Source organism: Paenarthrobacter sp. AT5, from assembly GCF_032764245.1.
GTDB lineage: Bacteria > Actinomycetota > Actinomycetes > Actinomycetales > Micrococcaceae > Arthrobacter > Arthrobacter ureafaciens.
In genome coordinates this window covers 237,100-259,752 of record NZ_CP136441.1, presented here as the reverse complement: position 1 = coordinate 259,752, position 22,653 = coordinate 237,100, and the positions used below count along the sequence as shown (strand labels likewise).

26 protein-coding genes are annotated in these 22,653 nt (G+C 63.5%); 12 read left to right on the top strand and 14 right to left on the bottom strand.

Features of this window, described 5'->3' with window-relative positions; translation table 11 throughout:
* The first annotated feature begins 38 nt into the window (after window positions 1-38).
* The 3 genes from RI444_RS01280 to RI444_RS01270 are packed head-to-tail and all read left to right on the top strand — an operon-like array spanning window position 39 to window position 4,174.
* A complete protein-coding gene (locus RI444_RS01280; protein ID WP_207605243.1) occupies window positions 39-1,757 on the top strand; it encodes a flavin reductase in 1,719 nt (572 codons plus the stop codon).
* Window positions 1,758-1,770: 13 nt separating this feature from the next.
* The gene (locus RI444_RS01275; protein ID WP_062094642.1) at window positions 1,771-3,375 is read left to right on the top strand and encodes a phytoene desaturase family protein; all 1,605 of its coding nucleotides are present in this window, start codon (window positions 1,771-1,773) and stop codon (window positions 3,373-3,375) included.
* Between the two features lie 7 nt (window positions 3,376-3,382).
* Window positions 3,383-4,174 carry a cyclase family protein gene (locus RI444_RS01270; protein WP_021471288.1) on the top strand — a complete coding sequence of 264 codons (792 nt, stop codon included), beginning with the start codon at window positions 3,383-3,385 and terminating at the stop codon, window positions 4,172-4,174.
* Between the two features lie 68 nt (window positions 4,175-4,242).
* Here the strand turns inward: RI444_RS01270 and RI444_RS01265 are convergent, their stop codons facing one another.
* The gene (locus tag RI444_RS01265; protein WP_062094639.1) at window positions 4,243-4,674 is read right to left on the bottom strand and encodes a universal stress protein; all 432 of its coding nucleotides are present in this window, start codon (window positions 4,672-4,674) and stop codon (window positions 4,243-4,245) included.
* Between the two features lie 154 nt (window positions 4,675-4,828).
* Here RI444_RS01265 and RI444_RS01260 point away from each other — a divergent pair, with 154 nt between their 5' ends.
* Window positions 4,829-5,635, top strand: coding sequence for an SDR family oxidoreductase (locus RI444_RS01260; RefSeq protein WP_021471290.1), 807 nt, complete (start codon window positions 4,829-4,831; stop codon window positions 5,633-5,635).
* 94 nt (window positions 5,636-5,729) lie between these two features.
* A complete protein-coding gene (locus RI444_RS01255; RefSeq protein ID WP_031216171.1) occupies window positions 5,730-5,939 on the top strand; it encodes a dodecin in 210 nt (69 codons plus the stop codon).
* Between the two features lie 67 nt (window positions 5,940-6,006).
* Here the strand turns inward: RI444_RS01255 and RI444_RS01250 are convergent, their stop codons facing one another.
* Window positions 6,007-6,888 carry a helix-turn-helix transcriptional regulator gene (locus RI444_RS01250; RefSeq protein WP_021471292.1) on the bottom strand — a complete coding sequence of 294 codons (882 nt, stop codon included), beginning with the start codon at window positions 6,886-6,888 and terminating at the stop codon, window positions 6,007-6,009.
* Between the two features lie 185 nt (window positions 6,889-7,073).
* Here RI444_RS01250 and RI444_RS01245 point away from each other — a divergent pair, with 185 nt between their 5' ends.
* Genes RI444_RS01245 through RI444_RS01225 form a run of 5 tightly spaced genes read left to right on the top strand, consistent with a single transcriptional unit; the run spans window position 7,074 to window position 11,884 of the window.
* On the top strand, window positions 7,074-7,895 hold the full coding sequence (locus RI444_RS01245; protein ID WP_021471293.1) for an aldo/keto reductase: 822 nt from the start codon (window positions 7,074-7,076) through the stop codon (window positions 7,893-7,895).
* Window positions 7,896-7,921: 26 nt separating this feature from the next.
* Entirely contained in the window at window positions 7,922-8,893 is a 972-nt protein-coding gene (locus RI444_RS01240) for an aldo/keto reductase (RefSeq protein WP_021471294.1), read from the top strand.
* The gene (locus tag RI444_RS01235; protein WP_021471295.1) at window positions 8,890-9,957 is read left to right on the top strand and encodes an SDR family oxidoreductase; all 1,068 of its coding nucleotides are present in this window, start codon (window positions 8,890-8,892) and stop codon (window positions 9,955-9,957) included. Before RI444_RS01240 ends, RI444_RS01235 begins: the two co-directional genes overlap by 4 nt.
* Before the next feature lie 47 nt (window positions 9,958-10,004).
* The gene (locus RI444_RS01230; protein ID WP_021471296.1) at window positions 10,005-10,835 is read left to right on the top strand and encodes an aldo/keto reductase; all 831 of its coding nucleotides are present in this window, start codon (window positions 10,005-10,007) and stop codon (window positions 10,833-10,835) included.
* 23 nt (window positions 10,836-10,858) lie between these two features.
* Window positions 10,859-11,884: a lactonase family protein gene (locus RI444_RS01225; RefSeq protein ID WP_207605830.1), complete on the top strand. Its 1,026-nt coding sequence runs from the start codon at window positions 10,859-10,861 to the stop codon at window positions 11,882-11,884.
* Window positions 11,885-11,956: 72 nt separating this feature from the next.
* On the opposite strand, the gene RI444_RS01220 is transcribed toward RI444_RS01225, so the two are convergent.
* The 12 genes from RI444_RS01220 to RI444_RS01165 all read right to left on the bottom strand — a co-directional run bounded on the left by RI444_RS01220 (window position 11,957) and on the right by RI444_RS01165 (window position 20,218).
* The gene (locus tag RI444_RS01220) at window positions 11,957-12,211 is read right to left on the bottom strand and encodes a hypothetical protein (protein WP_316963859.1); all 255 of its coding nucleotides are present in this window, start codon (window positions 12,209-12,211) and stop codon (window positions 11,957-11,959) included.
* Complete coding sequence (locus RI444_RS01215) at window positions 12,184-12,372, bottom strand: hypothetical protein (RefSeq protein ID WP_079941604.1); 189 nt, start codon at window positions 12,370-12,372, stop codon at window positions 12,184-12,186. The genes RI444_RS01220 and RI444_RS01215 overlap by 28 nt, the downstream gene beginning before the upstream one ends.
* Window positions 12,373-12,511: 139 nt before the next feature.
* On the bottom strand, window positions 12,512-13,534 hold the full coding sequence (locus RI444_RS01210) for a hypothetical protein (RefSeq protein WP_021471299.1): 1,023 nt from the start codon (window positions 13,532-13,534) through the stop codon (window positions 12,512-12,514).
* A gap of 5 nt (window positions 13,535-13,539) precedes the next feature.
* Complete coding sequence (locus RI444_RS01205; protein WP_021471300.1) at window positions 13,540-14,049, bottom strand: RNA polymerase sigma factor; 510 nt, start codon at window positions 14,047-14,049, stop codon at window positions 13,540-13,542.
* A 69-nt stretch (window positions 14,050-14,118) separates the two neighbouring features.
* On the bottom strand, window positions 14,119-15,174 hold the full coding sequence (locus RI444_RS01200) for a HoxN/HupN/NixA family nickel/cobalt transporter (protein WP_207605244.1): 1,056 nt from the start codon (window positions 15,172-15,174) through the stop codon (window positions 14,119-14,121).
* Entirely contained in the window at window positions 15,174-16,052 is an 879-nt protein-coding gene (locus RI444_RS01195) for an urease accessory protein UreD (protein WP_242703173.1), read from the bottom strand. The genes RI444_RS01200 and RI444_RS01195 overlap by 1 nt, the downstream gene beginning before the upstream one ends.
* The gene (gene ureG, locus RI444_RS01190; RefSeq protein ID WP_207605245.1) at window positions 16,049-16,666 is read right to left on the bottom strand and encodes an urease accessory protein UreG; all 618 of its coding nucleotides are present in this window, start codon (window positions 16,664-16,666) and stop codon (window positions 16,049-16,051) included. Before ureG ends, RI444_RS01195 begins: the two co-directional genes overlap by 4 nt.
* Window positions 16,667-16,680: 14 nt before the next feature.
* Complete coding sequence (locus RI444_RS01185) at window positions 16,681-17,361, bottom strand: urease accessory protein UreF (RefSeq protein ID WP_021471304.1); 681 nt, start codon at window positions 17,359-17,361, stop codon at window positions 16,681-16,683.
* The gene (ureE, locus tag RI444_RS01180; protein WP_207605246.1) at window positions 17,342-17,818 is read right to left on the bottom strand and encodes an urease accessory protein UreE; all 477 of its coding nucleotides are present in this window, start codon (window positions 17,816-17,818) and stop codon (window positions 17,342-17,344) included. Before ureE ends, RI444_RS01185 begins: the two co-directional genes overlap by 20 nt.
* Window positions 17,819-17,825: 7 nt before the next feature.
* On the bottom strand, window positions 17,826-19,556 hold the full coding sequence (gene ureC / locus RI444_RS01175; protein ID WP_207605247.1) for an urease subunit alpha: 1,731 nt from the start codon (window positions 19,554-19,556) through the stop codon (window positions 17,826-17,828).
* Window positions 19,553-19,906, bottom strand: coding sequence for an urease subunit beta (locus RI444_RS01170; protein WP_069696008.1), 354 nt, complete (start codon window positions 19,904-19,906; stop codon window positions 19,553-19,555). Before RI444_RS01170 ends, ureC begins: the two co-directional genes overlap by 4 nt.
* A 9-nt stretch (window positions 19,907-19,915) precedes the next feature.
* Window positions 19,916-20,218 (bottom strand): urease subunit gamma, encoded by a 303-nt coding sequence (locus tag RI444_RS01165; RefSeq protein ID WP_031216174.1) that lies wholly within the window; start codon window positions 20,216-20,218, stop codon window positions 19,916-19,918.
* Between the two features lie 240 nt (window positions 20,219-20,458).
* On the opposite strand from RI444_RS01165, the gene RI444_RS01160 reads away from it, so the two are divergent.
* Entirely contained in the window at window positions 20,459-21,658 is a 1,200-nt protein-coding gene (locus RI444_RS01160) for a pyridoxal phosphate-dependent aminotransferase (protein WP_207605248.1), read from the top strand.
* On the top strand, window positions 21,655-22,617 hold the full coding sequence (locus RI444_RS01155; RefSeq protein WP_021471310.1) for a 2-hydroxyacid dehydrogenase: 963 nt from the start codon (window positions 21,655-21,657) through the stop codon (window positions 22,615-22,617). Before RI444_RS01160 ends, RI444_RS01155 begins: the two co-directional genes overlap by 4 nt.
* Window positions 22,618-22,653: the final 36 nt, after the last annotated feature.

The window sequence follows — 22,653 nt, the reverse complement described above, 5'->3', positions numbered from 1 at the left end:
GGATTTTCATAGCACGCCCCTGCTAATAAGGATTTACCATGCGCACAATCGCAATCATCGGAGCCGGCGAATCCGGCGCCCAGCTGGCCTTGGGCCTGCAACGGGAGGGCTACGCCGTCACGCTGTTCTCGGACCGCTCGGCAGCCCAAATCAGGTCCGGAAAAGTCATGTCCAGCCAGTGCATGTTCGCACCCGCCTTGGACGCCGAAGCACAAATGGGAACCGCGATTCCCGACTCAGGAGCTGCCCCCGCCATCGGCTCCATCCACCTGCGCGTTGAGGGCCAGGAACCGATTGAGTGGGAAGCCCCCCTGGACGGCCCGGCAAGGTCCGTTGACCAGCGGCTCAAGAGCGCGCACTGGATCGAACGGTTCGTCGCGAATGGCGGCGACTTCCGGATCGAGAAAGTCACTCCCCGCCTCCTGGAAGAACTGGCCCGGGACTACGAGTTGGTGATCGTCAGCACCGGAAAGGGCGAAATCGGGCAGGTGTTCCCCCGGGACAAGGCCAAGTCGCCGTTCGACCGTCCCCAGCGGGTGCTGGCGCTCAATTACGTCACCGCTACCGGAACGGACGACGGCGGGGCTGCCGCCATCCGGATGTCCATGGCGCCGGGAGTGGGTGAGTTTTTCACTTTCCCGGGGCTCACCGCGTCCGGCCCCTGCCGCATGATGGTGTTCGAGGGAGTGGTGGGCGGCCCCATGGACTGTTGGTCCGGCGTCGTAAGTCCCGAAGACCAGCTGGAGCGTTCGCTGCAGCTGCTCCGGGACCATTTCCCGCACGAGGCCGCCGCTTTCGAAGGCGCCGCTCTGACCGACGACGGCGCCACGCTCCTGGGACGCATCACTCCGACGGTGCGGTCCGCGGTAGGGGAACTGGCGAACGGCAGCCTGGTCTTCGGGCTCGGCGACGCCGTGGTCCTGAACGATCCACTGACCGGCCAGGGGTCAAACAACGCGACGCTGGCAGCCAAGTACTACCTCGATGCGATCGTGCGCCGTGGCCGGCAACCGTTCAACAGGGAATGGATGGAGCGCACGTTCGACGAGTTCTGGCGCGGGTGGGGCCAGTGGTCGGTGGCGTGGACGAATGACCTGCTCAAGCCGCGTCGGGACCATCAGGCCACCCTCCTGCGCGAAGCCGCCGAGCATCCGGCCCTGGCCGCAAGCATCGTGGCCGGGTTCGACGATCCGCGGACTTCCTACCCGTGGTGGTTCGACCCGACGGCGGCTGCGGACTTCATGCAGGCGCGCAAGGAAGAGGACTCCGCCGTCTTCGATGTGCGTGATTTCCGCAGCGCATTGGGCCAATACGCAACCGGCGTCACGGTAGTCACCACCGTCTCCCCGGATGGCCGGAAGGTGGGCATGACGGCGAACTCCTTCACGTCAGTGTCCATGGAACCGCCCTTGGTCCTGTGGTGCCCCAGCAAGCGGGCCCCGAGCCTGACGGATTTCGAGGAATCGACGCACTTCGCCATCAACGTCCTGGCCAGCGATCAGCACGTGCTGTCCCGCCAGTTCGCTACGCCGGCCTCGGACAAGTTCCAAGGTGCCGAAACCACCGAAGGCATTGCCGGGGTGCCCGTGCTGGACGGCGCGGTTGCTACCTTCCAGTGCCGCACAGTGTCGCGCCACGACGCAGGCGACCATGTGATCTACGTTGGCGAAGTGGAGAAGTACAGCAACGACGGCGGTTCTCCCCTTGTGTTCCATAGCGGCAAGTACCACGCGACAGCCAGCCACCCCGACTTCTGAGAGGGCATCATCCATGAACGACGTTGCCGTCATCGGCTCCGGTATCAACTCCCTGGTTGCCGCTGCGGAGCTTGCCCTCGCCGGACAACAGGTCTGCCTGATCGAGCAATCCGACCGGCTGGGCGGCTTCATCCACTCGGGTGAACGGACTCTGCCGGGGTTTATCCACGATTCGTTTTCGTCGTGGCATCCGCTCTTTGTTTCCGGGGGCGCGTACGCCGTGTTGGGCAGTGAACTGCACAAGAGGGGCCTGGAGTACTGCAACACGGACGGCGCCGTCACCGCGTCAGTGGCTGCGGACCCTGTGACCGGCGAGCACAGGGTGGCCCTTGCCCACCGGGATCCTGCGGAGACGGCGAAGACCTTCAAGCACCCGGCGGATCAACAGGCCTACCTCACCATGCTCGATGACCTGGGCCGTCACGCCGGGACCGTCTTCGGGGCGTTCGGGGCGGAATTGCGGTCCCCCAAAGAGCTCGCACGGCTGGGCTTTGGCGCTGTGCGGACCGGCAAAGTGAAGGCCAACGAGGCCTTTCTCAGGGACGCCGTGATGAGCGGCCGCAACTATCTCCGCAGCCGCTTCGATGGTTGGGAAACGGACCAGCTGTGGTCGCCCTGGCTCCTGCACGCAGGCCTCGGCCCGGACCAGGCAACAGGTGGCGTGATGCTGCCCGTGATGGCCATGAGCATGCACACTTTCGGCTTGCCGGTGGTCAAGGGCGGAGCCGCACGCTTTGTTGCGGTCTTTGAATCGCTGCTCCGGGACAACGGAGTGCGGATCATGCTTGGCACCGAAGCCCGGGAAATCCTTTCGGTGTCCGGCTCGGTGACCGGGGTCCGCACCTCCGAGGGGATCGTCCAAGCGGACACCGTGCTGGCCAACGTCTCGCCCCAGGCCCTCTACACCCGCTTGCTGCCTGATGCCCCGGCACACCTGGCCGACGCCGCCCGCAGGTATCAAAACGGCCGCGGCGCCATGCAGGTCCACCTTGCCCTGGACAAGCCGGTCCAATGGTTGGATCCCCGCCTCAACAAGGTTCCGCTGGTCCATATCAGCAACGGATCGGACAGCACGGGCATCGCGTGCGCCCAGGCTGAGGCGGGACTCTTGCCGGTGGAACCAACCATCGTGGTGGGACAGCAGTGCGTCCTGGATCCCTCCAGGGCACCGGAAGGCAAAGCGACGCTGTGGCTGCAGCTCCAGGAGGTTCCGTTCGAGCCGGTAGGGGACGCTGCGGGTGAGCTGTCCGTGGCCGAGGGTTGGTCGGAGAAGCTGAAGCAGGCCTACCTGCACCGTGTCCTTGAGCGGCTTGAGCAGTTCGCGCCGGGAACGCAGGCTACCGTTCTGGCCTCGGACATCATCGCCCCCACGGACCTCGCTGCAATCAACCCGAACGCTGTTGGCGGTGACCCGTACGGCGGCTCGGCCGAGCTCTTCCAGAACCTGCTCTGGCGGCCGTTTCCACAAGCCGCCGGGCACCACACGACCGTCAAAGGACTTTGGCACATCGGGGCTTCCACCCACCCCGGCCCGGGCCTCTCCGGCGGTTCAGGCCACCTCGTGGCACAGCGTCTGACAACCAGGAAATCCAACCCTTTCAAGCGAAACCAGCGATAGGAGAACAATGTCTGTTCTGGCCGGGCTCACTGCAGCCCTTTCCAACGGCTCGGTGAAAATCATCGACCTCACTACCCCGCTCAGCCCCGAAACCCCCATCCTGAACCTGCCGCAGCCTTTTGCGAACACGGTCGGGTTGTCGGTCTCGCCGGTCAGCAACTTCGACGACGCCGGCCCGGCGTGGGCGTGGAACGACGTCACGGTGGGCGAGCACGCCGGAACGCACTTGGATGCTCCGGTCCACTGGATCACGGGCAAGGACGGCAAGTCCGTGGACAAGATCGAGCCGCACCGCCTCGTGGGTCCGCTGGTGGTGCTCGACAAAACTGCGGAAGCCACCGCAGACCCGGACTTCCTCCTGGAACCGGAACATTTTGAACAGTGGCAGGAAGAGCATGGCCCTTTCCCGGAGAACTGCTGGGTGATCTTCCGGACCGGCTGGGCAGCCCGGGGCGCCGATGCTGCCGCTTTCGTGAACGCGGACGACGCCGGCCCGCACACTCCCGGGGTCTCTGCGGCAGGTGCCAAATGGCTTGCCAGCAACGCCTCCATCAGCGGCTTCGGCGTTGAAACCGTGGGGATCGACGCCGGCCAGGCGGGCTCCCTGGACCCGATGTTCCCCGTCCACTCCTTCCTCCTGGGTGCGGACAAGTACGGCGTGACCTCGCTCCGGAACGTGGACCGGCTGCCGGTTACGGGCGCCACCCTGGTTGTTGCTCCCCTGCCGATCGTCGGCGGCACAGGCAGCCCCAGCCGCGTCTACGCGCTGGTGGAAAGTGGTCCCGTGGAAGAGCGGTAGCCCATCTGACTGGCAGCAGGGGTTGTTCTGAGCCCTCAGAACAACCCCTGCTGCCAGCTACTTGGGTCTTAGGCGTCCACTTCCGTGTTCACGATGTAGACGTCGCACGGGGCGCCGTGGGCCACGCTGTTGGCGATGCTGCCCAGCACGCGGCCAAGGCCCTTCATGCGCTTGTTGCCCACAACGATCAGGGATGCCTTGTTGGACTCGGCGTAATTGATGAGGGCGTTGGCCGGCGTACCGCGGGCAGCGTAGTACTTCACGCTGTTGTCCGGGATGTCCAGTTCCTCGGCCACCTTGCGCGCAACGTACTCGGCGGAGTCCGCCGAGGAGACCGTAATGCGATCGCTGCCACTGCCGAACTCTTCGATCCGGTCATCAGAAAAGCCGCTGATGACGTGCAGTTCCGCGCCGAGTGCTTTGGCCATCTTGGCTGCCGCCACGGCTGCCCGCTTGGCCGTTTCGCTGGCGTCAACGCCGACGACGATCACTTCTGACATGAGTTCTCCTCATTGATGGATTCATGGGTGGTGGTCCGGTGGTACTTCAAAGAAATTTACACGCGATCACCAGTTGCCGCTGCTCCTTGTTTACGGCCGTGTCCCAACGGGTAGGGATACGGTATCGGCTCGATCACAACCGAAAGGCAGGATCATGGCACAGCAAGCTTTCAACCCGACGACAGCGATCGTCACGGGTTCGGATTCCGGCATTGGCCGCGCCACGGCGGTCGCGCTGGCCAAAGCAGGCATGGACGTGGGAATCACATGGCACTCGGATGAGCAGGGCGCCCAGGAGACGGCCGAAGAAGTCAGGGGCCTGGGCCGCAAGGCAGTAGTGCAGCAGCTGGATACCACCAGGATTCAGGAGACGGCGGCGACGATCGATCGGCTGGCCGACGAACTTGGCGGCGTGGATGTGTTCGTCAACAACTCAGGAACCGGAGACGGAACCAAGTTCCTGGAGCTGGACTTTGAGACGTGGATGCAGACGTTGGACACCAATCTCAACGGTGCTTTCGTAGCCATGCAGGCGGCAGCCAAGCGCATGGTGGACGCAGGCCGCGGCGGGCGCATCATCGCGATCACCAGCGTGCACGAGTTCCAGCCGCGGGTAGGCGCATCAGCGTACGACGCTTCAAAGCATGGACTCGGTGGCCTCATCAAGACCATGGCACTGGAGCTGGCGCAGTACGGCATCACGGCCAACAACGTGGCACCCGGTGAGATCGCCACCCCCATGACGGGCCAAACGGACGAGGACCCGCACCGGGAAGAACGTCCCGGAGTACCCGTGGGCCGCCCCGGCGACGCACGCGAGATTGCCGCCGTCGTAGCTTTCCTGGCGTCCCCCGAATCCAGCTACGTCAATGGCGCCTCCTGGCCCGTGGACGGCGGGATGCTGCAAATGGGACCACAAGCGGGTTCGCACATCACCAGCAACGATTGGCGCGAAAACTAGCTCTGGCCGCACGAACTTCCGTGGGCTAGTCTGCATGGACGGCCTGCGCGCAGGCCCGATTTCCAGGATTCGTAACACGATGATGAGGAGCACCATGGCTGACCACACATACAGCGTTTCCGAGATTGTAGGAACTTCCACCGAGGGCGTCGACGACGCCATCAAGAACGCCATCGGCACAGCGTCGCAGACCTTGCGCAACCTTGATTGGTTCGAGGTCAAGGAAATCCGCGGCCACCTCGAGGATGGTGCGGTTGCCGATTGGCAGGTCACCATCAAGCTTGGCTTCCGCCTGGAGCGCTAGGCGCCAGCCACGGCCAACCGCTCGCCGAATTGACAGTTAATGCCAATAATCACCGCGAACATTGGCATTAACTGTCATCTCGGCGGGCGGGTTCTGGAACCTCAGTAACCGTGTCCGGCTCGCCGAAGCTGCTCAGCAGCGTCAAAGCGTCCGACGACGGCGAACCGGCCTTTGCGGAATAGACCCGCAGGTGCTGGTCGGCGTCGTCCGGGAGACTCAGGGTTTCGAAGTTCAGTTCAAGGTCGCCCACCACGGCATGGTGCAATCGGACTGTTCCGGCGGACCGCGAAGCTACCCTGTGCCCGGCCCACCATTGGCGGAATTGTTCGCTGTGAACGGCGAGTTCGCCTACCAGCTGGTTGGTTTGGGGATCGTTCGGGTGGCGGCCCACATCCATGCGCAGCGCTCCAACGGCCTCGGCGGCAACGGTCTTCCAGTCCCGGAACAGCGTTCCTGCGCTGGCATCCAGGATGAGCCAACGGGTCAGGTTCCTTTCCGCGGCGGGCAAGGAGGTGAAGTCGGTAAACAGCAGGTTGGCCATGCGGTTGGCGGCCAGGACGTCAGTCCTGCGTCCAAGGACCATCGCCGGCACGTCGCCCACTGCGTCCAGCAACTGCCGCACGGCCGGACGCACTTTCTGAACCGGCCCCGGCCCCGCGGCCGAGTTGGCGCAGTGCGCAAGAAGGTCCATCATGTGGGCCCGCTCCCCCGCATCCAGGCGGAGTGCCCTCGCCACGGAGTCCAGCACCGCCTTGGACGGATGGATGTTCCGCCCCTGCTCCAGGCGGGTGTAGTAGTCGGTGCTTACTCCGGACAGCCTGGCCACTTCCTCCCGGCGAAGCCCCGGGACCCGGCGGGAGCCGGTTGAACCGAGCGTGCCGGCGTCTTCCGGGGAAAGGCGCGCACGCATGACCTTGAGGAACTTTCCGAACTCAGCGCTTTGACCCATCCATCCATTCTGCCGGTGCAACAGCCGGCGCCACCACCTCTTTGGGTAGGACTGGCAGACCTAGGAAAAACAGGATCACGCACTTCTGCTGACGTAGTGGCCAAAACTGAATAGGCTCAAAGCAGAGCCTCCGAAAACGTTTTCCGGAGATCCGACAACGCACACCACTTTCGAAGGAGACCCTCATGCCAGAGTTGACATTGAACAACGGCGTCACCATTCCGCAGCTTGGATTCGGTGTCTTCCAAGTGCCTCCGGAAGAGACCCAGAAGGTAGTGGAAGACGCCCTCGAGGCCGGTTACCGTCATATCGACACCGCCGCGGCTTACCGCAATGAAGCCGGCGTTGGCGCCGCAATTGCAGCTTCCGGACTTTCCCGGGACGAGGTCTTCATCACCACCAAGCTGCGCAACGGCGAGCAGGGCGAGGCCTACGACGCTTTCCAACGCAGCCGCGACGCGTTGGGCCTGGACTTCCTGGACCTCTACCTGATCCATTGGCCCGTCCCGTCCCAAGGGCTGTACACCAAGGCATGGAAGGAAATGGAGAAGCTCTACCATGACAAGCAGATCCGCGCGATCGGTATCTCCAACTTCCTCGCCGACCACGTGGACACCCTCCTGCGCGAGTCCGAGGTAGTGCCGGCCGTCAACCAGATCGAACTGCACCCCACCTACCAACAGGCCGACCTGGCCGCCAAATGCCGCGACCTCACCATCGCCGTCGAGGCTTACAGCCCGCTCGGCCAGGGCAAGGACCTCAACGCCGAGCAGGTGGCGCTCGTCGCAGCGGCACACGGAACCACTCCCGCCCAGGTGATCCTCGCCTGGCACCTGGCCCAGGGAACCATCGTGATCCCCAAGTCCGCGGACTCCAGCCGCATGCGCGAGAACTTCGGCGCTGCGGACCTGAGCCTTACCGAGTCCGAACTTGCGGCCATCACCGCCCTTGAGGCGGGCGCGCGCATCGGTTCCGATCCCGCCGTCGCCTCCTTCACCCAGATGTAAGCCCGGCACTAACAAAGGACAACAGCATGCAGTACACGCATCTTGGCCGCTCCGGCCTGAAAGTCTCCCGCCTCTGCCTGGGCACCATGAACTTCGGCCCTAAGACCGAGGAAGAGACGTCCCATTCGATCATGGACTCCGCGCTGGATTCCGGGATCAATTTCTTCGATACCGCCAACGTCTACGGCGGCACGGAACATCGCGGCTGGACCGAGGAAATCATCGGCCGCTGGTTCGCCAAGGGCGGCGAGCGCCGGGAACGCACGGTGATCGCCACCAAGCTCTACGGCACCATGACGGACCGCCCGAATGAGTCCAAGTTGTCCGCCCTGAACATCCGGCGCGCCTTGGATGCCAGCCTGAAGCGGCTGCAGACGGATTACATCGACATCTACCAGTTTCACCACATCGACCGGGACACTCCGTGGGACGAGATCTGGCAGGCCATCGAGGTGGCCGTCCAGCAGGGCAAGATCCTTTACTCGGGCAGCAGCAACTTTGCCGGGTGGCACATCGCCCAGGCCCAGGAGGCAGCACACCGGCGGAACTACACGGGCTTGGTGAGCGAGCAGTCCATCTACAACCTGTTCCGCCGCGAGCTGGAACTCGAAGTGATTCCGGCAGCGCAGCAGTACGGCCTGGGCCTGATCCCGTGGTCTCCCCTGCAGGGCGGCCTGCTGGGAGGCGTGCTCAAAAAGGAAGAAGAGGGCGTCCGACGCACCGAAGGACGCGCCTTGGAGACCCTGCGCCAGCACGAAGACCAGATCCGCCAGTACGAGGACTTTGCTGACGAACTGGGCCATGCACCCGGCGACGTGGCTCTCGCCTGGCTGCTGCACCAGCCCGCGGTGACGGCACCGATTGTGGGTCCCCGCACCCAGGAGCAGCTGGACTCCGCCATCCGCGCCCTGGACGTCACTCTCAGTGACGACGCCCTCAAGCGGCTGGATGACATCTTCCCGGGCCATCGCCCCGCTCCCGAGGATTACGCCTGGTGACCGACCTTCACACAGGCATCCTTGGAAAAGCAGCGGACACCGTCTCGCCGCGGAACATCCTGTTCATCGGCGGGACCGGCGTCATCAGCACCTCGGCGGCTGAACGCGCCGTGGCGCTGGGCCACCGGCTGACCATCCTTAATCGGGGACGGTCAGCCGGGCGGCCGGTCCCGGACGGCGCCGAAGTGTTGCATGCGGACATCCGGGAACCGGCAGCGGTGCGTGAGGTACTTGGCGGCAGGGAGTTCGACGCCGTCGCGGACTTTATCTCCTACACTCCGGACCAGGCCCGGACTGCAATGGAGTTGTTCCGTGGACGCACGGGCCAGTATGTGTTCATCAGTTCAGCGTCGGCTTACCAAAAGCCGCCTACCACCCTGCCCATCAGGGAATCCACGCCCCTGAAGAATCCGTTCTGGCAGTACTCGCGGGACAAGATCGCCTGTGAGGAACTCCTGTGGGAGGCGTACCGTGAACAGGATTTCCCCGTGACGGTGGTGCGCCCGTCCCATACTTACGATCGCACCAAGATCGCGATGGTGGGTGGTTGGACGGACATCCACCGGATGCGTGCAGGACTGCCTGTGCTGGTCCACGGCGATGGAACGTCGCTATGGACGCTGACGCACAGCCGCGACTTTGCCAAGGCATTCGTCGGGCTCCTCGGGCGTCCGCAGGCAATCGGCGAGAGCTACACCATCACCTCGGATGAGTTCCTGCCGTGGAACCAGATCTATGGGCTTTTCGCCAGGGCCGCGGGTGTTGCGGAGCCGGAGTTGTTCCACGTGTCCTCGGAGACCATTGCGGCCCACAGCGCGGAACTGGGTCCCAACCTGCTGGGCGATCGTTCCCACTCGGTTGTGTTCGACAACTCAAAGATCAAAGCCCTTGTACCGGATTTCACTGCCACTATTCCTTTTGCCGATGGTGCCCGGGAAATCGTGGAGTGGCACGACCGGCATCCTGAACTGCAGGTGGTGAAGGATGACTACATGGAGTTGACTGACCAGCTCTACGACTGGTCGCGGCGGACACTGTTGCCAAGCACCACGTCCGCGGCGTAGAAAAGCAAGGAATCTGTCTTTTTCGTTCAGCAAAGGAGATCGTGCCCATGGCGTCAGCCCCGCTCATAGAACTCAATGACGGATACAAGATCCCGCAACTGGGCCTTGGCACGTGGCCGCTGGATGACACCCAGGTTGCGAAGGCCGTTGAGGAAGCCGTGTCGCTCGGCTACCGGCACATCGACACCGCGGTGAAGTACGGCAACGAGGCCGGGGTGGGCGAAGGAATCCGGAACAGCGGGGTGGACCGCGGCGAACTGTTCATCACCACCAAGCTCGACGGTGAGTTCCAAGGCTCCGGCAAGGCCGTCGCCGGCCTGGACGGCTCCTTGAAGCGTCTTGGCCTTGAGTACGTGGACCTGCTGCTCATCCACTGGCCGCTCCCCCGGCGCGATGAGTTCGTTTCCACCTGGAAGACGTTCGAAGAACTGCAGGCATCGGGCAAGGTCCGTTCCATTGGAGTTTCCAACTTCAAGCCCGCCCACCTGGACCGGCTCTTTGCGGAGACGGACGTGGTTCCCGCCGTCAACCAGATCCAGATCAGCCCGGCCATTCCGCGGACAGCCGCCCGCGCCTTCAACGAACGCAACGGCATCGTCACGGAGTCGTACAGCCCGCTCGGCGCAAGAAGCGATCTCCTGAACGCCCCTATTTTGGCCAGTCTCGCCGAAAAGCACGGAAAGACCCCCGGCCAGGTGGTACTTCGCTGGCACGTCCAGCAGGGCCTGGTTGCCATCCCCAAGACGGCCAACCCGAAGCGCATGCAGGAGAACCTCGACGTCTTCGATTTCGAACTGGACAGAGAGGACCTGGACCGCCTGCAAACCCTCGACGCCGGGCCAGACGCGGGAGTCGATTCCGACGTCCAAGGACACTAGGGGAGGAACTGAGCGTGGAATCAATGATCTGGACCGGATCCTACACAGCAGACCGCAACGCCAAGGGCGAAGGCATCGGCGCCATCTCCATCGACGGACAGGGAAACCTCACCTCCCTGGGCCTGGCCGTCTCCGCCGATTCGCCCTCATTCCTGGCACCGCACCCCACACTGCCCATCCTTTATGCGGTAGCCGAGGAGGCCGGCACGGTGCAGGCCTACCGCCGCACCAGAGTGGCCGAACTGGAACCCTTCGGCAAGCCCTGGCCCACGGGTGAGGCCACGTGCCACGTGGCAGCAGACCCGCAGGGCCGCTTCATCATCGCCACCTGTTGGGGCGATGGGCAGGTCATTCTCTTTGAACTGGACGACGACGGCGCCATCACCTCGCGCTTCAGCGCGGAAGCCGCCGTCGTCCCTCACCACAACGGACCCACCGACCAGCCGCGGCCAAGCCGCGCGCATTCCAGCCTGATGCTCCCCGACGGCCGGATCCTGACGGCGGACCTGGGGAACGACTTGGTTCGCGTCTGGACTTACCAGCCCGGCAGTGGCCTGCAGGCCGACCACCACGTGGTCCTCCCCAAGGGCAGCGGACCCCGGCACATGGTCCGGCATTCCAGCGGGACAGTGTTCGTGGACACGGAATACTCCCTTGAAGTGGCGGCCATCCGCTCCGAACCGCAAGGCGTCTTCGAGCTCACGGCCATGGTTCCCGTGAGCGTGAACAAGCCGTTCGACGGCGATGCCGCGGCTGAAATCGCGCTCTCACCGGACGGGCGCTTCGCCTACGTGGGGGTTCGCGGTTCCAACCGGATGTGCATCCTGAAGGTGAGCGCCGAAGGAACCAGCCTCGAACCCCTGGCGGACGTTTCCACCGGTGGCGACTGGCCACGTCACCACTTGGTTCGCGACGGCTGGCTGCTGGTAGCGCACGAGGGGTCCAACGACGTCGTGAGCTACAAGCTGGACCCCGCCTCCGGCCTGCCCGACGGCCCTGTCAGCCGCGTGGAAACCGGCTCGCCGAGCGTGCTGGTGCCTGCCTCTTAAAGACGCCGAGATGACATTATGTGCCAATGCTCCGCTCAAACATTGGCACCAAATGCCATCTCGGTGTTGGTTCTAGGCAGCCCAGACTTCGACGTCGTCCGTGCCGCAGATGAGCCTTCGGCCGCCCGGCTCGAGGATCACCCACAGGAGTTCCTGGTGCTGGGAAACATCGTCCACGCGCCCGGTACCCACACCCCACGCAACGTCATAGATCCACACGCGGTCGCCGGACTGGAGATCGGTCCACTCCGACGCCGGAACGTGCCGGTAGCCGTCAGGCCGGTTAAGAAGGCTCGCCGTCATGACGCTGCCGGGCGACGACGCCACACAGTGGGTACGCCGTTGTGGGCCGGGAGGACGTGGCCCTCAGTAAAGACGTGCACCGTTTCCGGATCGGAGTCCGGGCTCCACAAACCAGAAGCCGGGCAGTGGGAACCGGTAGGCATGACGCGGGTGGCTCGTTCGCGCAGGAGGGCGATGCTCTTCATCGTTGAAACTCGTCCTTGGGTAGGTCTGGCTCTGCCTATGTGAAGCAGATCTCCTCCAGCCTATGAAACTTAGGGGACGTTTGTTATGGGCAACTGCACAACCTTCTTTAGTGACGGCGTGCAATTGCCCATAGGGTTTTTACTTGTAGCTCAAACTAAGCAGCATGGCCTTGAGCCGGGCGTACTGCTGGGTTCCTATCCATGCCTTTGCGGCGGCGGGGGTGGCGAAGGTTGGCTGCTTGGTGGAATCGAACACTACGTAGGCGCTCATGATCCCATTCGGCACCCTCACCTGATTGGTTCCCGAGGTCGTAGCTCCCGCCTGCAACTCCGAGGAGATCCTGACATCCATGATGTAAACAGGCGGATCGTTTACCGGGGCCGTTGGCGCGGTTGGCATTCCCTCGTAGGCCGGCCCGTCGTAGGGAACGTATCGGGACTGAGTCGAGGAGAAACCAAATTCGACCTTCTCACCGGAGTTGTCCCTGACTCCCGCAACCACGGCGCGGTCCAGAATCGTCCTCTCCACTGGACCCGCTGTGCCATCGCCGTAGTTTCCGTTGAACACCCGGGCAACTTCGGATCCTGCACCGTCGGAGACACGGGCAATGACTGAGTTCGCTTGGTCCTCCGGCGCAGCGTATGGCCCCTGTTCGGTTCGGATAGTCCAGTCAGCCGGGTATTCGAAGGACAAGTGGCCGTCCGGGAAGGTGAAAGTCTTGAGCGTGGGTGCTTGGACCGGGGGCGTCACCGGTGCTGTCGTGGCCACAGCGGGAGCGGTGGGGGTTGCCGATTGGGTGGGTACCGCCGTCGGGGTGGCCGAAGGCGTTGCGGTAGCGCTGGGTGATGGCGTGGCTGAAGTGCTCGGTGTCGGCGCTGCAGCCTCGGACGATATTGCCGGCGCGGGTGCCGGGCTTACCGTGCCAAAGTTCGATGCCACCAGGACTCCGGCGGTGACGGCAGCTGCACCCAAAAGCAGGCCGCCGGCAATCCGGGCTTTCCGGCGTCGTTTGTCCTCGAGCGAAGAAACGTTCCGCAGCGGGTTGGTGTCGCTGTAGACGGTGGAGCCGGAAAGCATCCTGTGGAGGGCTTCTTCACCGCTTGGTTCCGTCCCGGGTTCGAACGGGTCGATTGCGGCTATCTGGTTCTTGATCGGATCCATGATGTTCAGACCCCCAACTTTTCTGTAGCGGATGCGGAACCTGCAGGCAGTTGTTTCCGGAATGCTGTGCGTGCACGGTGGAGCCGGACCTTGGCTGCGGATTCGCTGCACTGGAGCACTTGGGCGATTTCGGCGGGGCCGAGCCCGTCCCAGTACGCCAACTGGAGGATGTCGCGTTCCTTGTCGCGGAGGCGGGACATTGCATCCTGTACCGCAACGTTGCCGGAGTCGTTCCCGACACGCTCCACCGCCGTCGTACGCAGCTTCTCCTGGAGCGCCCGCTGGCGGTCCCGGCTGCGGTAAGCGTTACCCACCAGGTTGCGGGCGATGCTCAGCAAATAGGGCAACTCCGGATGTGAATCGTCGGCCCATTTCTGCCAGACCACCCGGAAGACATCGGCGGCTATTTCTTCTGCCGCTTCGGCCGACTCGACGCGTCGGCCAACAAACCTAAAAACCGCTGGATAGCTGTCTTTGTGAATGGCGATAAACGCCAGTTCGCGCTCGGAAAGCACGATTTCCCCCTGATTGTAGAGCCCGGAACCTGCAGGATACCCGTATAGTTTCCGGCTCAACCGCGGGGGTTACAGGTGGCCGGAAATATTTGGTTTATTCTTGCCGCGCCATGCGGAAAATCCCCACGCCACCACGAAGAGCCCAACCAGGATCAGTCCGGCGTCACCGAGGTCCATCCCGACGAGCCAGGTGGTTATGGGATCTTCCAAGTCAAACGCCTCGTTCAGGAACCCGCCCAAAGTGATGACGGAGATGAACAACGCCGAGACCGCCGAAATGCCGGTGATGACGGCGTTGAACCCGAGCTTCCGTTGGGGATCGTGAATGGCCGACGCGTACATCTTCATCATGACCACGCCGTTGGCTGAGTCGCAGAGGGTCATGGCTGCAGTGAACGCGAGGGGCAGCGCCATGAGTCCAAGGGGTGAGACTCCGGCCAGCGAGGCTGTGGTGGTGATGACCAGGAGCCCGATCGTCGTGGCGGTGTCGAACCCCAAGCCGAAGAGGAAGCCAATGACGTAGATGTTCCGCGGCCTTTCCACCCTTGCTAGCGGCTTGGCGAGCAGCCTCGCAACGAAACCTTTCGTCTCCAGATCCTCGGATTGGACCTCGCCGCCTGCTCGGACCTCCCTGTACAACTGCGCTGCACGGATGAACGCCGAGCCGTTGAACAACCCCATGATCAGCAGGAACAGCCCAGCAACGCCGCTTCCGATCAATCCAAGGATCTTGTTCCCGGCGGTGCCATCCTCCATGAACTGTCCGATCACCGTAACGCCCAGGACCACCAGCATCCCGGCCAATACCACCACCGAACTGTGCCCCAGGCTAAAGGCGAATCCGACGCTCACCGGGTCTTTGCGTTGCGCAACGAACTTTCGCGTGGAGTTGTCGATCGCAGCAATGTGGTCCCAGTCGTAGCTGTGTTTGACGCCGGCAACGTAAGCCGTGGCCACCAGGCCAAGTGCCAGGGGTTCGGCGCCGCCGGTGGTGCCCACCAACAGAAGTACGACGGCGGCAAGATGCAAGGCGGCCACCGCACCGAAGGTGAAAAAGAGCCGGGTGCGGAGGGACAGCGTTTCACGGTCCCGGTACAGGGCGGCAAACCCGGTGAGCGTCGTCATCAGTACTTCCTTAGATTCAAGGGTTCTTGCCCGTACCAGCGTCCCCTGAGGAATCCGATACAGGCGTCGAGCAGACCGTTGAGTTCCCCGGTGCTGTTCGACAGCGAACGCAGGACAAGCCCGCATGTCCCGCCCACACTCTGGGTCAATGAAACACCCGAATGCGCACCGTAGTCACGGGTAATTCGGTCCAACTCATCCGTGAGCGCTTGGTCCACCCGCGGGTCCACCACCACGAGGGAGCCCACATGGCTGAATCCCTCCATGAAGCCCACGCCTGTCACATCGTCCAATGGCGGCCGGATCACGAGGTTGTCAAGGACCAGGAGCCGGGAACCGCCTTCCGTCTCCACGTGGATCTGATTCCGAAGCCCCAGCTCCCGGAACGCGAACGACGCTCCGTCCGGCGACCACCCGGGAGTGATGACTTCCGCCATGACAAGGCTCGACGACGGGTGGAGACTGGCGTGCGAAACCTGCCTGTAGCGGGCCTCCCTGTAGGCGATGAGCTGGTCGGGAACCAGCTCCAACCTGGCCCCCTCCCCCAGGCGTATGGTCATGCGCTGCTCGGCCCATGACCGCGGCGTCCGGTAAATCTTGGTGGCCGATTGCGTGGTCAACAACAACTCCGCCCCGTCCCCGACCTCCACGTCGATGACGAACAGATCGGCGCCCAAATAGGCCCCGCCAGGATTGACCACGACATAGCAAACCTGGCCGCTCCCATCCAGATAGTGCGGTCGCAACACCCTCAATGCGCCCTCATGGAATTGATGCGAGGCAACGGACCTGCCGGCCCACATAGTGATGCCAAGCTCCAACCGCCCCCGCACGGGGCGATCCGGGGAAGCCGCCGGAGCCGCGACAGCGCTACTCACGACGCCAAGTCGAGCATCAGGACGTCCCGTTTGATCCAGCCAAGGACTCCTTCAAGCCCGTGGTCGGTTTTGAGGTTGGTGAAGCAGAAGGGCTTGTTCCCGCGGAACTCCTTCGAATCCCGCTCCATGACAGCCAGGTTCGCCCCGACGTGCGGCGCCAAATCCGTCTTGTTGATGACAAAGAGGTCGGACTTGATCATGCCCTGGCCGGCTTTCCTGGGGATCTTCTCGCCTTGGGCCACGTCGATGATGTAGATGGAGAAGTCCACGAGTTCCGGGCTGAACGTGGCGGAGAGGTTGTCGCCCCCGGATTCCACGAAGATCACCTGCAGGTCAGGATGCCGGGCTTTGAGTTCCTCGATGGCAGCTGTGTTCATGGAGGTGTCTTCGCGGATGGCGGTGTGCGGGCATCCTCCGGTTTCGACGCCGATGATGCGGTCTTCGGGCAGGACCCCGTTGGCGGCCAGGATCTTGGCGTCTTCGATGGTGTAGATGTCGTTGGTGATGGCGGCCATGGAGATGTCACCGCTCATGTGGCGGGTGATGCGCTCTACGAGCTGGGTCTTTCCTGCTCCGACGGGTCCGCCGACGCCGATGATGATGGGCTCTGTCATGTGTCCTCCTTGGTTTAGCTCATGAACATGCGGGCACGCTGCCGCTCGTGCCGCATTTGTGAAATTTCCAGGCCCGGGGCAACCGCCCCAAAGTCGTCCCAGCACAGCCGTGCTACATCCTGGACGGCGGCAGCAACGGCGTCGTGCGCGTTTCGGAGGACGCGCTGCCCGGCGTTCTGGCCGAGCGGAACCGCGCGGACGGCGTTTTGCGTCAGGGAGGTGATGGCGGCGAAGAAGTAGGCGGCGAGCGCTTCCGGAAGGGGAACCCCCAGTGAACGCGCGACGACGGCGAATGCCAGGGGTTGATGCCCCGCCGCTGCGCCCTCCCGCACCTGGTTGCGGTACCCGGAAAGTTCGGCGGACGGAAACACCTCCGCCCCGATATCCAATAGCCGGCCACCCATCTTCAGCGAGGCCTCCCGGACTTCCCGGGCCAGGAGGCAGGCGGAGAGCCTGCCGTCCAAGTCCTCAAGGCCGGCGCCCTCGTACAGGAACCGGATGGCGAGCCCGTCGGAGTAGGTGAGCTGCTGGGCCAGGTAGGCATGGAGCCAGATGCTGAAGGTACGGTGATCGCGCACTACCCCGCGTTCGATGTACCCCTCAAAACCCAAGGAGTGTGCGAACGCACCTGTGGGCAAGGCGGAATCGGTGAGTTGCTGGAGGGCCAGCTGGTAGTCAGTGCGTGTGTTCGGCATGGCGGAATGGCACCGGCATCACCCGTTCCTGCCTCTGATAGGGCACGCCCACATGCTTGAGGTAGTCCTCCACCGTGTGGTCATACTGGCACACCATGACGTCGGCTTGATATTCAGAGGCGGTATCGAAGAACTGCGCCTGCAGGTGCCTGTTGCCGAGGGAATGCGCCACGACGCCCATTTCATGGATGGTACCGGGGGCGATCACCAGGACGTCGGTGGGAAGCACGGAGACGACAATCAGGTTGGCCTCGTCTGCAGCGAGGATGTCGCCGTCGCGAAGGTGGCCGGAGCCGGAGGGGAGCCGGATTGCCAGCTCCTTGCCGTGGTCGGTGGTGACGCGTTGGATGCGTTTTACCAGCAACGGGCCGGGGAGGACCACCCGCTCTTGGTGGCGGCCCGCGTAAGCGTCCCGGGGCAGCTCGTGGAGGTTGCCAAGGATTTCTTCAATGATCATGTGAGTCCTAGAAGAGGAAGTACCGCTGGGCCATGGGCAGCACGTCGGAGGGTTCGGAGGTGATTTCCTGGCCGTCAACGGTGACGGTATAGGTTTCGGGGTCGACGGCGATGTCCGGAGTTTCGCCGTTGAATTTCAGGTCCGCTTTGCTCAGCGTGCGGATACCGGATACGGGTTTGATGATCCGCTCGAGTCCCAGTTCTTCCGGAACACCGGCTTGGATCGCGGCTTTGGACAGGAACGTGATGGACGTCTGCCGAAGTGCTTTTCCATAGGCCGCGAACATGGGCCGCATGGTGCGCGGCTGGGGCGTGGGGATGGAAGCATTGGAGTCGCCCATGAGCGCATAGGCAATCTGGCCTCCCTTGATCACCAGTTCGGGCTTTACCCCGAAGAAGGCCGGATCCCACAGCACCAGGTCGGCAAACTTACCGGCTTCCACCGAGCCGACCACGTCCGCCATGCCCTGTGCGATGGCAGGGTTGATGGTGTATTTGGCAACGTACCTTTTGATCCGGAAGTTATCGTTGTCCGGGGATCCGTGGGCGGCGCCGGACGGGTCCCGCAGCACACCACGCTGCCTCTTCATGGCATCGGCTACTTGCCACGTACGGGTCACCACTTCGCCGACGCGTCCCATGGCCTGGGAATCGGACGAGGTGATGGAGAAGATGCCAAGATCGTGCAGGACATCCTCTGCGGCGATGGTTTCAGCACGGATGCGGGAGTCCGCGAACGCCACATCTTCCGGAATGTCAGGGTTGAGGTGATGGCACACCATCAGCATGTCCAGGTGCTCTTCCACCGTGTTCCGCGTGTACGGAAGAGTCGGGTTGGTGGAGGCTGGAAGCACGTTCGGCATCCCGGCGATCTTGATGATGTCCGGCGCATGCCCGCCGCCGGCGCCTTCGGTATGGAAGGTGTGGATGACCCGGCCATTGATCGCCCGGATGGTGTCCTCCACAAAGCCGCACTCATTGAGCGTGTCGGTGTGAATGGCAACCTGGACGTCGAATTCGTCGGCGACGCGCAGGGACATGTCAATCGAGGAGGTGGTTGAGCCCCAGTCTTCATGGACTTTCAGTCCGACGGCACCGGCGCGGATCTGCTCCGCGAGGGGCTCGACGGCGGATGCGTGGCCCTTGCCGAACAAGCCGATGTTGACGGGGAGGCCTTCAGCCGCTTGGAGCATGCGTGAGATGTGCCATGCCCCGGGCGTAACGGTGGTCGCCTTGGTGCCCTCGGCCGGGCCGGTTCCACCGCCCACCATAGTAGTGATGCCGTTGCAGAGTGCTGCGGGCACCTGTTCCGGAGAGATGAAGTGGATGTGGGTATCGATGCCTCCTGCAGTGAGGACCTTCCGTTCCCCGGCGATGATCTCCGTGCTTGATCCAATAACAATGTCCACGCCGCCGGTAATCTGCGGATTACCGGCCTTGCCGATTCTGAAGATGTGGCCGTCTTTAAGGGCCACATCAGCTTTGTAGATGCCGCTGTAGTCCACAACGACCACGTTGGTGATGACGGTGTCCGGGATGTCTTCCGAGCGGGTCAGCTGCCCGTTCTGGCCCATGCCGTCGCGGATCACCTTGCCGCCGCCGAAGACCACTTCTTCGCCGTAGGCCGTGAAGTCTTTCTCGATTTCCAGGAACAGCTCCGTGTCAGCCAAGCGGATCGCGTCGCCGGTGGTGGGGCCGTACAACTCTGCGTATTGCCGGCGAGGAATCTCGAAGCTCACTGGGCAGCCTCCCCGGCGACGTCGGCCGGTGCCGGAGTGCCGCCGTCGAGCCTTCCATTCACGGCGTTGCTGAGTCCGAAGACCTGCCGCTTGCCTGCAAGGAGGATCAACCGGACCGTCTTCCGGTCCCCCGGCTCGAACCGCGCAGCGGTGCCCGCCGGGATGTCGAGGCGACGGCCGTAGGCGGCCTCGCGATCGAACTCAAGGGCGCTGTTGGCTTCGGCGAAGTGATAGTGCGAGCCAACCTGGACCGGGCGGTCGCCGCGGTTCACGACGTCGACGGCGATCGACTCGCGTCCGCTGTTGCACACGACCACACCCTCCTGAAGCCGGTACTCTCCGGGAATCATGGCAGCCTCCTAACGGATGGGGTTGTGGACGGTGACGAGCTTGGTTCCGTCGGGGAACGTGGCCTCCACCTGGACGTCGTGGATCATCTCCGGCACGCCTTCCATCACGTCTTCGCGGCCGAGCAGGGTGGTTCCGTAGCTCATGAGTTCTGCCACGGTCCTGCCATCGCGTGCGCCCTCGACGAGTTCGTAGCTGATGATGGCGATTGCCTCCGGATAATTCAGCTTCAGCCCCCGGGCCTGCCTGCGCCGGGCGAGATCGGCGGCGACCACGATCATGAACTTTTCCTGCTCACGCGGTAAAAGATGCATGGGTTTCCTCTGGCTTCGGCATCATCCGGACGGGTTGATTGCCAGCCTAGGGAGCGGAGGTTTCAGCTGTATTTCCGGAATGTCTCAGGCGGGGGTCGGATGCTCAGCGGCGTCGGGGACCCAGGTCCCGGACAACGGCGTTGGTTCCCGAAAACCGTAGACAGGCTAATACATCTCTAATATATTAGTTGCGTACTTCAAGCTACCGCTTTGATCAGCTCGATGAGGAGTTACCAGCACATGCAGAAACTCGCACGCCGGCTTGAGCGCCTGGGCACTGAAACTGCTTTCAGCGTTGCGCAGGCAGCCGCCGCTTGGAAGGCGAAGGGCAACCTCGTTTACCCCTTCCACCTTGGCGACATCAACATCCCCACCGCCCCGCACATTATTGAGGCGATGAACAAGGCCATTGCCGATGGATACACCGGCTACTGCCCCGGCCCCGGCATCCCCCAGCTGCGCGAAGCGTTGGCCGAAGACATCGGATCCCGCCGCGGCATCGAATTTTCTCCCGAGAACGTGGTGGTCATGACCGGCGGCAAGCCCGTGATCACCAAGTTCCTCCAGGCCGTGATGAACCCGGGCGAGGAAGTCCTCTACCCCAACCCCGGTTTCCCGATCTACGAATCCCAGATCGAATACCTTGGCGGCACCGCCGTGCCTTACCGCTACGTGCCCACGTCCAAGGGTTTCGCGATCGACCTGGACCAGGTCCGGGCCTCGATCACCCCGAACACCACCGCGATCATCTACAACGATCTGCAGAACCCCATCTCGGCCGAGTCCACTGCGGCCGAACGCGAAGCAATCGCACAGATCGCGATCGAGCACGACCTGTGGGTCCTCTCCGACGAGGCCTACTTCGAAACCCGGTACGAAGGCGTCTCCTCCTCGATCACCTCCATCCCGGGCATGGCCGAACGGACCGTGATCCTCTACACGTTCTCCAAAAAGTTCGCCATGACCGGTTCACGCCTGGGCTGTGCCGTGGCCCCGCGCGACATCGCGCAGGTTCTGTCCACCCTGAACACCAACGATGAATCCTGCACCACCCACTACGTGCAGTGGGCCGGCATCGAAGCGCTCCGCGGACCCCAGGAACCCGTCCAGGACATGCTGGACATCCTCAAGGACCGCCGCGATGCTGCCTGCGGGATCGTCAACAGCATCCCCGGCATGAGCGTGGCTGTTCCGCAATCCACGTTCTACCTGTTCCCGGACGCCACCGAGGCCATGCAGAAACTCGGGTACACCGCCGTCGGCGACTTCGCCTCCGACGCCCTCTACAAAACCGGCGTGTCCTTCTGCACCCGTGAACACTTCGGCCGGCGCCTGCCCGGCGAAGACCGCCAATACATCCGCCTGGCCTACTCCGGCATCGAAACCCCCGCCATCGAAGAAGGCCTGGGCCGGCTGCGTGAATGGATCGAGAACGCATGAGCCGCGTCGTCGTCACGGGACGCATCCCCGAAACCGCCCTCGAAAACCTCCGCGCCAACCACGACGTCATCGCCTGGGAAAGCGAAGGGTCCATCAGCCGCGAGGAACTCCTCCGCCGCGTGGCCGGAGCCGACGCGATCGTCAGCCTCCTCACCGAACGCGTCGATGCTGAACTGCTCGACGCCGCCGGGCCCCAACTGAAGGTCGTCTCCAACGTCGCCGTGGGCTACGACAACATCGACGTCCCGGCCTGCACAGAACGCGGCATCATCGCCACGAACACCCCCGGCGTGCTCACCGAAGCCACCGCCGACATCGCGTTCGGGCTCATCCTCATGGCCACCCGCAGGCTCGGCGAGGGCGAACGGCTCATCCGCGCCGGACAGCCCTGGAAATGGGGCATGTTCTTCCTCCTCGGATCCAGCCTGCAAGGCAAAACCCTCGGCATCGTCGGCATGGGCGGCATCGGTATCGCCACCGCACGCCGCGCCAAGGCCTTCGGCATGGAGATCGTCTACCAATCCCGCAGCGAAATCGACCCCGCGATCGCCGATGAACTCGGCGCCCGCCGCGTGGAACTCGACGAGCTCCTGGCGGTCTCCGACGTCGTTTCCCTCCACTGCCCCTACGGGCCGAACACCCACCACCTGATCGGCGCCGAACAACTCGCTGCCATGAAGGACACCGCCTACCTGGTCAACACCGCCCGCGGACCCATCATTGACGAAGCCGCCCTCGCCCTGGCGCTGCGCGAAAACCAGATCGCCGGCGCCGGACTGGACGTCTTCGAACAAGAACCCAAGGTCCACCCCTGGCTCCTCGAGTTGGAAAACGTAGCCCTCGTCCCGCACCTCGGCTCCGCAACCGTCGAAACCCGCACCGCCATGGCAGTCCTCGCCGCCACCAACACCCTCGCCGTTCTGGGCGGCGAACAACCACCAACACCCATCAACGGCTAACTCCGCCACCCACGACGGCGGACGCGCGCCCCACGG

Coding starts and splice junctions, on each gene's coding strand:
- RI444_RS01280 (WP_207605243.1), top strand. CDS start 39: ATGCGCACAATCGCAATCATCGGAGCCGGCGAATCCGGCGCCCAGCTG.
- RI444_RS01275 (WP_062094642.1), top strand. CDS start 1,771: ATGAACGACGTTGCCGTCATCGGCTCCGGTATCAACTCCCTGGTTGCC.
- RI444_RS01270 (WP_021471288.1), top strand. CDS start 3,383: ATGTCTGTTCTGGCCGGGCTCACTGCAGCCCTTTCCAACGGCTCGGTG.
- RI444_RS01265 (WP_062094639.1), bottom strand. CDS start 4,674: ATGTCAGAAGTGATCGTCGTCGGCGTTGACGCCAGCGAAACGGCCAAG.
- RI444_RS01260 (WP_021471290.1), top strand. CDS start 4,829: ATGGCACAGCAAGCTTTCAACCCGACGACAGCGATCGTCACGGGTTCG.
- RI444_RS01255 (WP_031216171.1), top strand. CDS start 5,730: ATGGCTGACCACACATACAGCGTTTCCGAGATTGTAGGAACTTCCACC.
- RI444_RS01250 (WP_021471292.1), bottom strand. CDS start 6,888: ATGGGTCAAAGCGCTGAGTTCGGAAAGTTCCTCAAGGTCATGCGTGCG.
- RI444_RS01245 (WP_021471293.1), top strand. CDS start 7,074: ATGCCAGAGTTGACATTGAACAACGGCGTCACCATTCCGCAGCTTGGA.
- RI444_RS01240 (WP_021471294.1), top strand. CDS start 7,922: ATGCAGTACACGCATCTTGGCCGCTCCGGCCTGAAAGTCTCCCGCCTC.
- RI444_RS01230 (WP_021471296.1), top strand. CDS start 10,005: ATGGCGTCAGCCCCGCTCATAGAACTCAATGACGGATACAAGATCCCG.
- RI444_RS01225 (WP_207605830.1), top strand. CDS start 10,859: ATGATCTGGACCGGATCCTACACAGCAGACCGCAACGCCAAGGGCGAA.
- RI444_RS01215 (WP_079941604.1), bottom strand. CDS start 12,372: ATGAAGAGCATCGCCCTCCTGCGCGAACGAGCCACCCGCGTCATGCCT.
- RI444_RS01210 (WP_021471299.1), bottom strand. CDS start 13,534: ATGGATCCGATCAAGAACCAGATAGCCGCAATCGACCCGTTCGAACCC.
- RI444_RS01200 (WP_207605244.1), bottom strand. CDS start 15,174: ATGACGACGCTCACCGGGTTTGCCGCCCTGTACCGGGACCGTGAAACG.
- ureG (WP_207605245.1), bottom strand. CDS start 16,666: ATGACAGAGCCCATCATCATCGGCGTCGGCGGACCCGTCGGAGCAGGA.
- RI444_RS01185 (WP_021471304.1), bottom strand. CDS start 17,361: ATGCCGAACACACGCACTGACTACCAGCTGGCCCTCCAGCAACTCACC.
- ureE (WP_207605246.1), bottom strand. CDS start 17,818: ATGATCATTGAAGAAATCCTTGGCAACCTCCACGAGCTGCCCCGGGAC.
- RI444_RS01170 (WP_069696008.1), bottom strand. CDS start 19,906: ATGATTCCCGGAGAGTACCGGCTTCAGGAGGGTGTGGTCGTGTGCAAC.
- RI444_RS01165 (WP_031216174.1), bottom strand. CDS start 20,218: ATGCATCTTTTACCGCGTGAGCAGGAAAAGTTCATGATCGTGGTCGCC.
- RI444_RS01160 (WP_207605248.1), top strand. CDS start 20,459: ATGCAGAAACTCGCACGCCGGCTTGAGCGCCTGGGCACTGAAACTGCT.
- RI444_RS01155 (WP_021471310.1), top strand. CDS start 21,655: ATGAGCCGCGTCGTCGTCACGGGACGCATCCCCGAAACCGCCCTCGAA.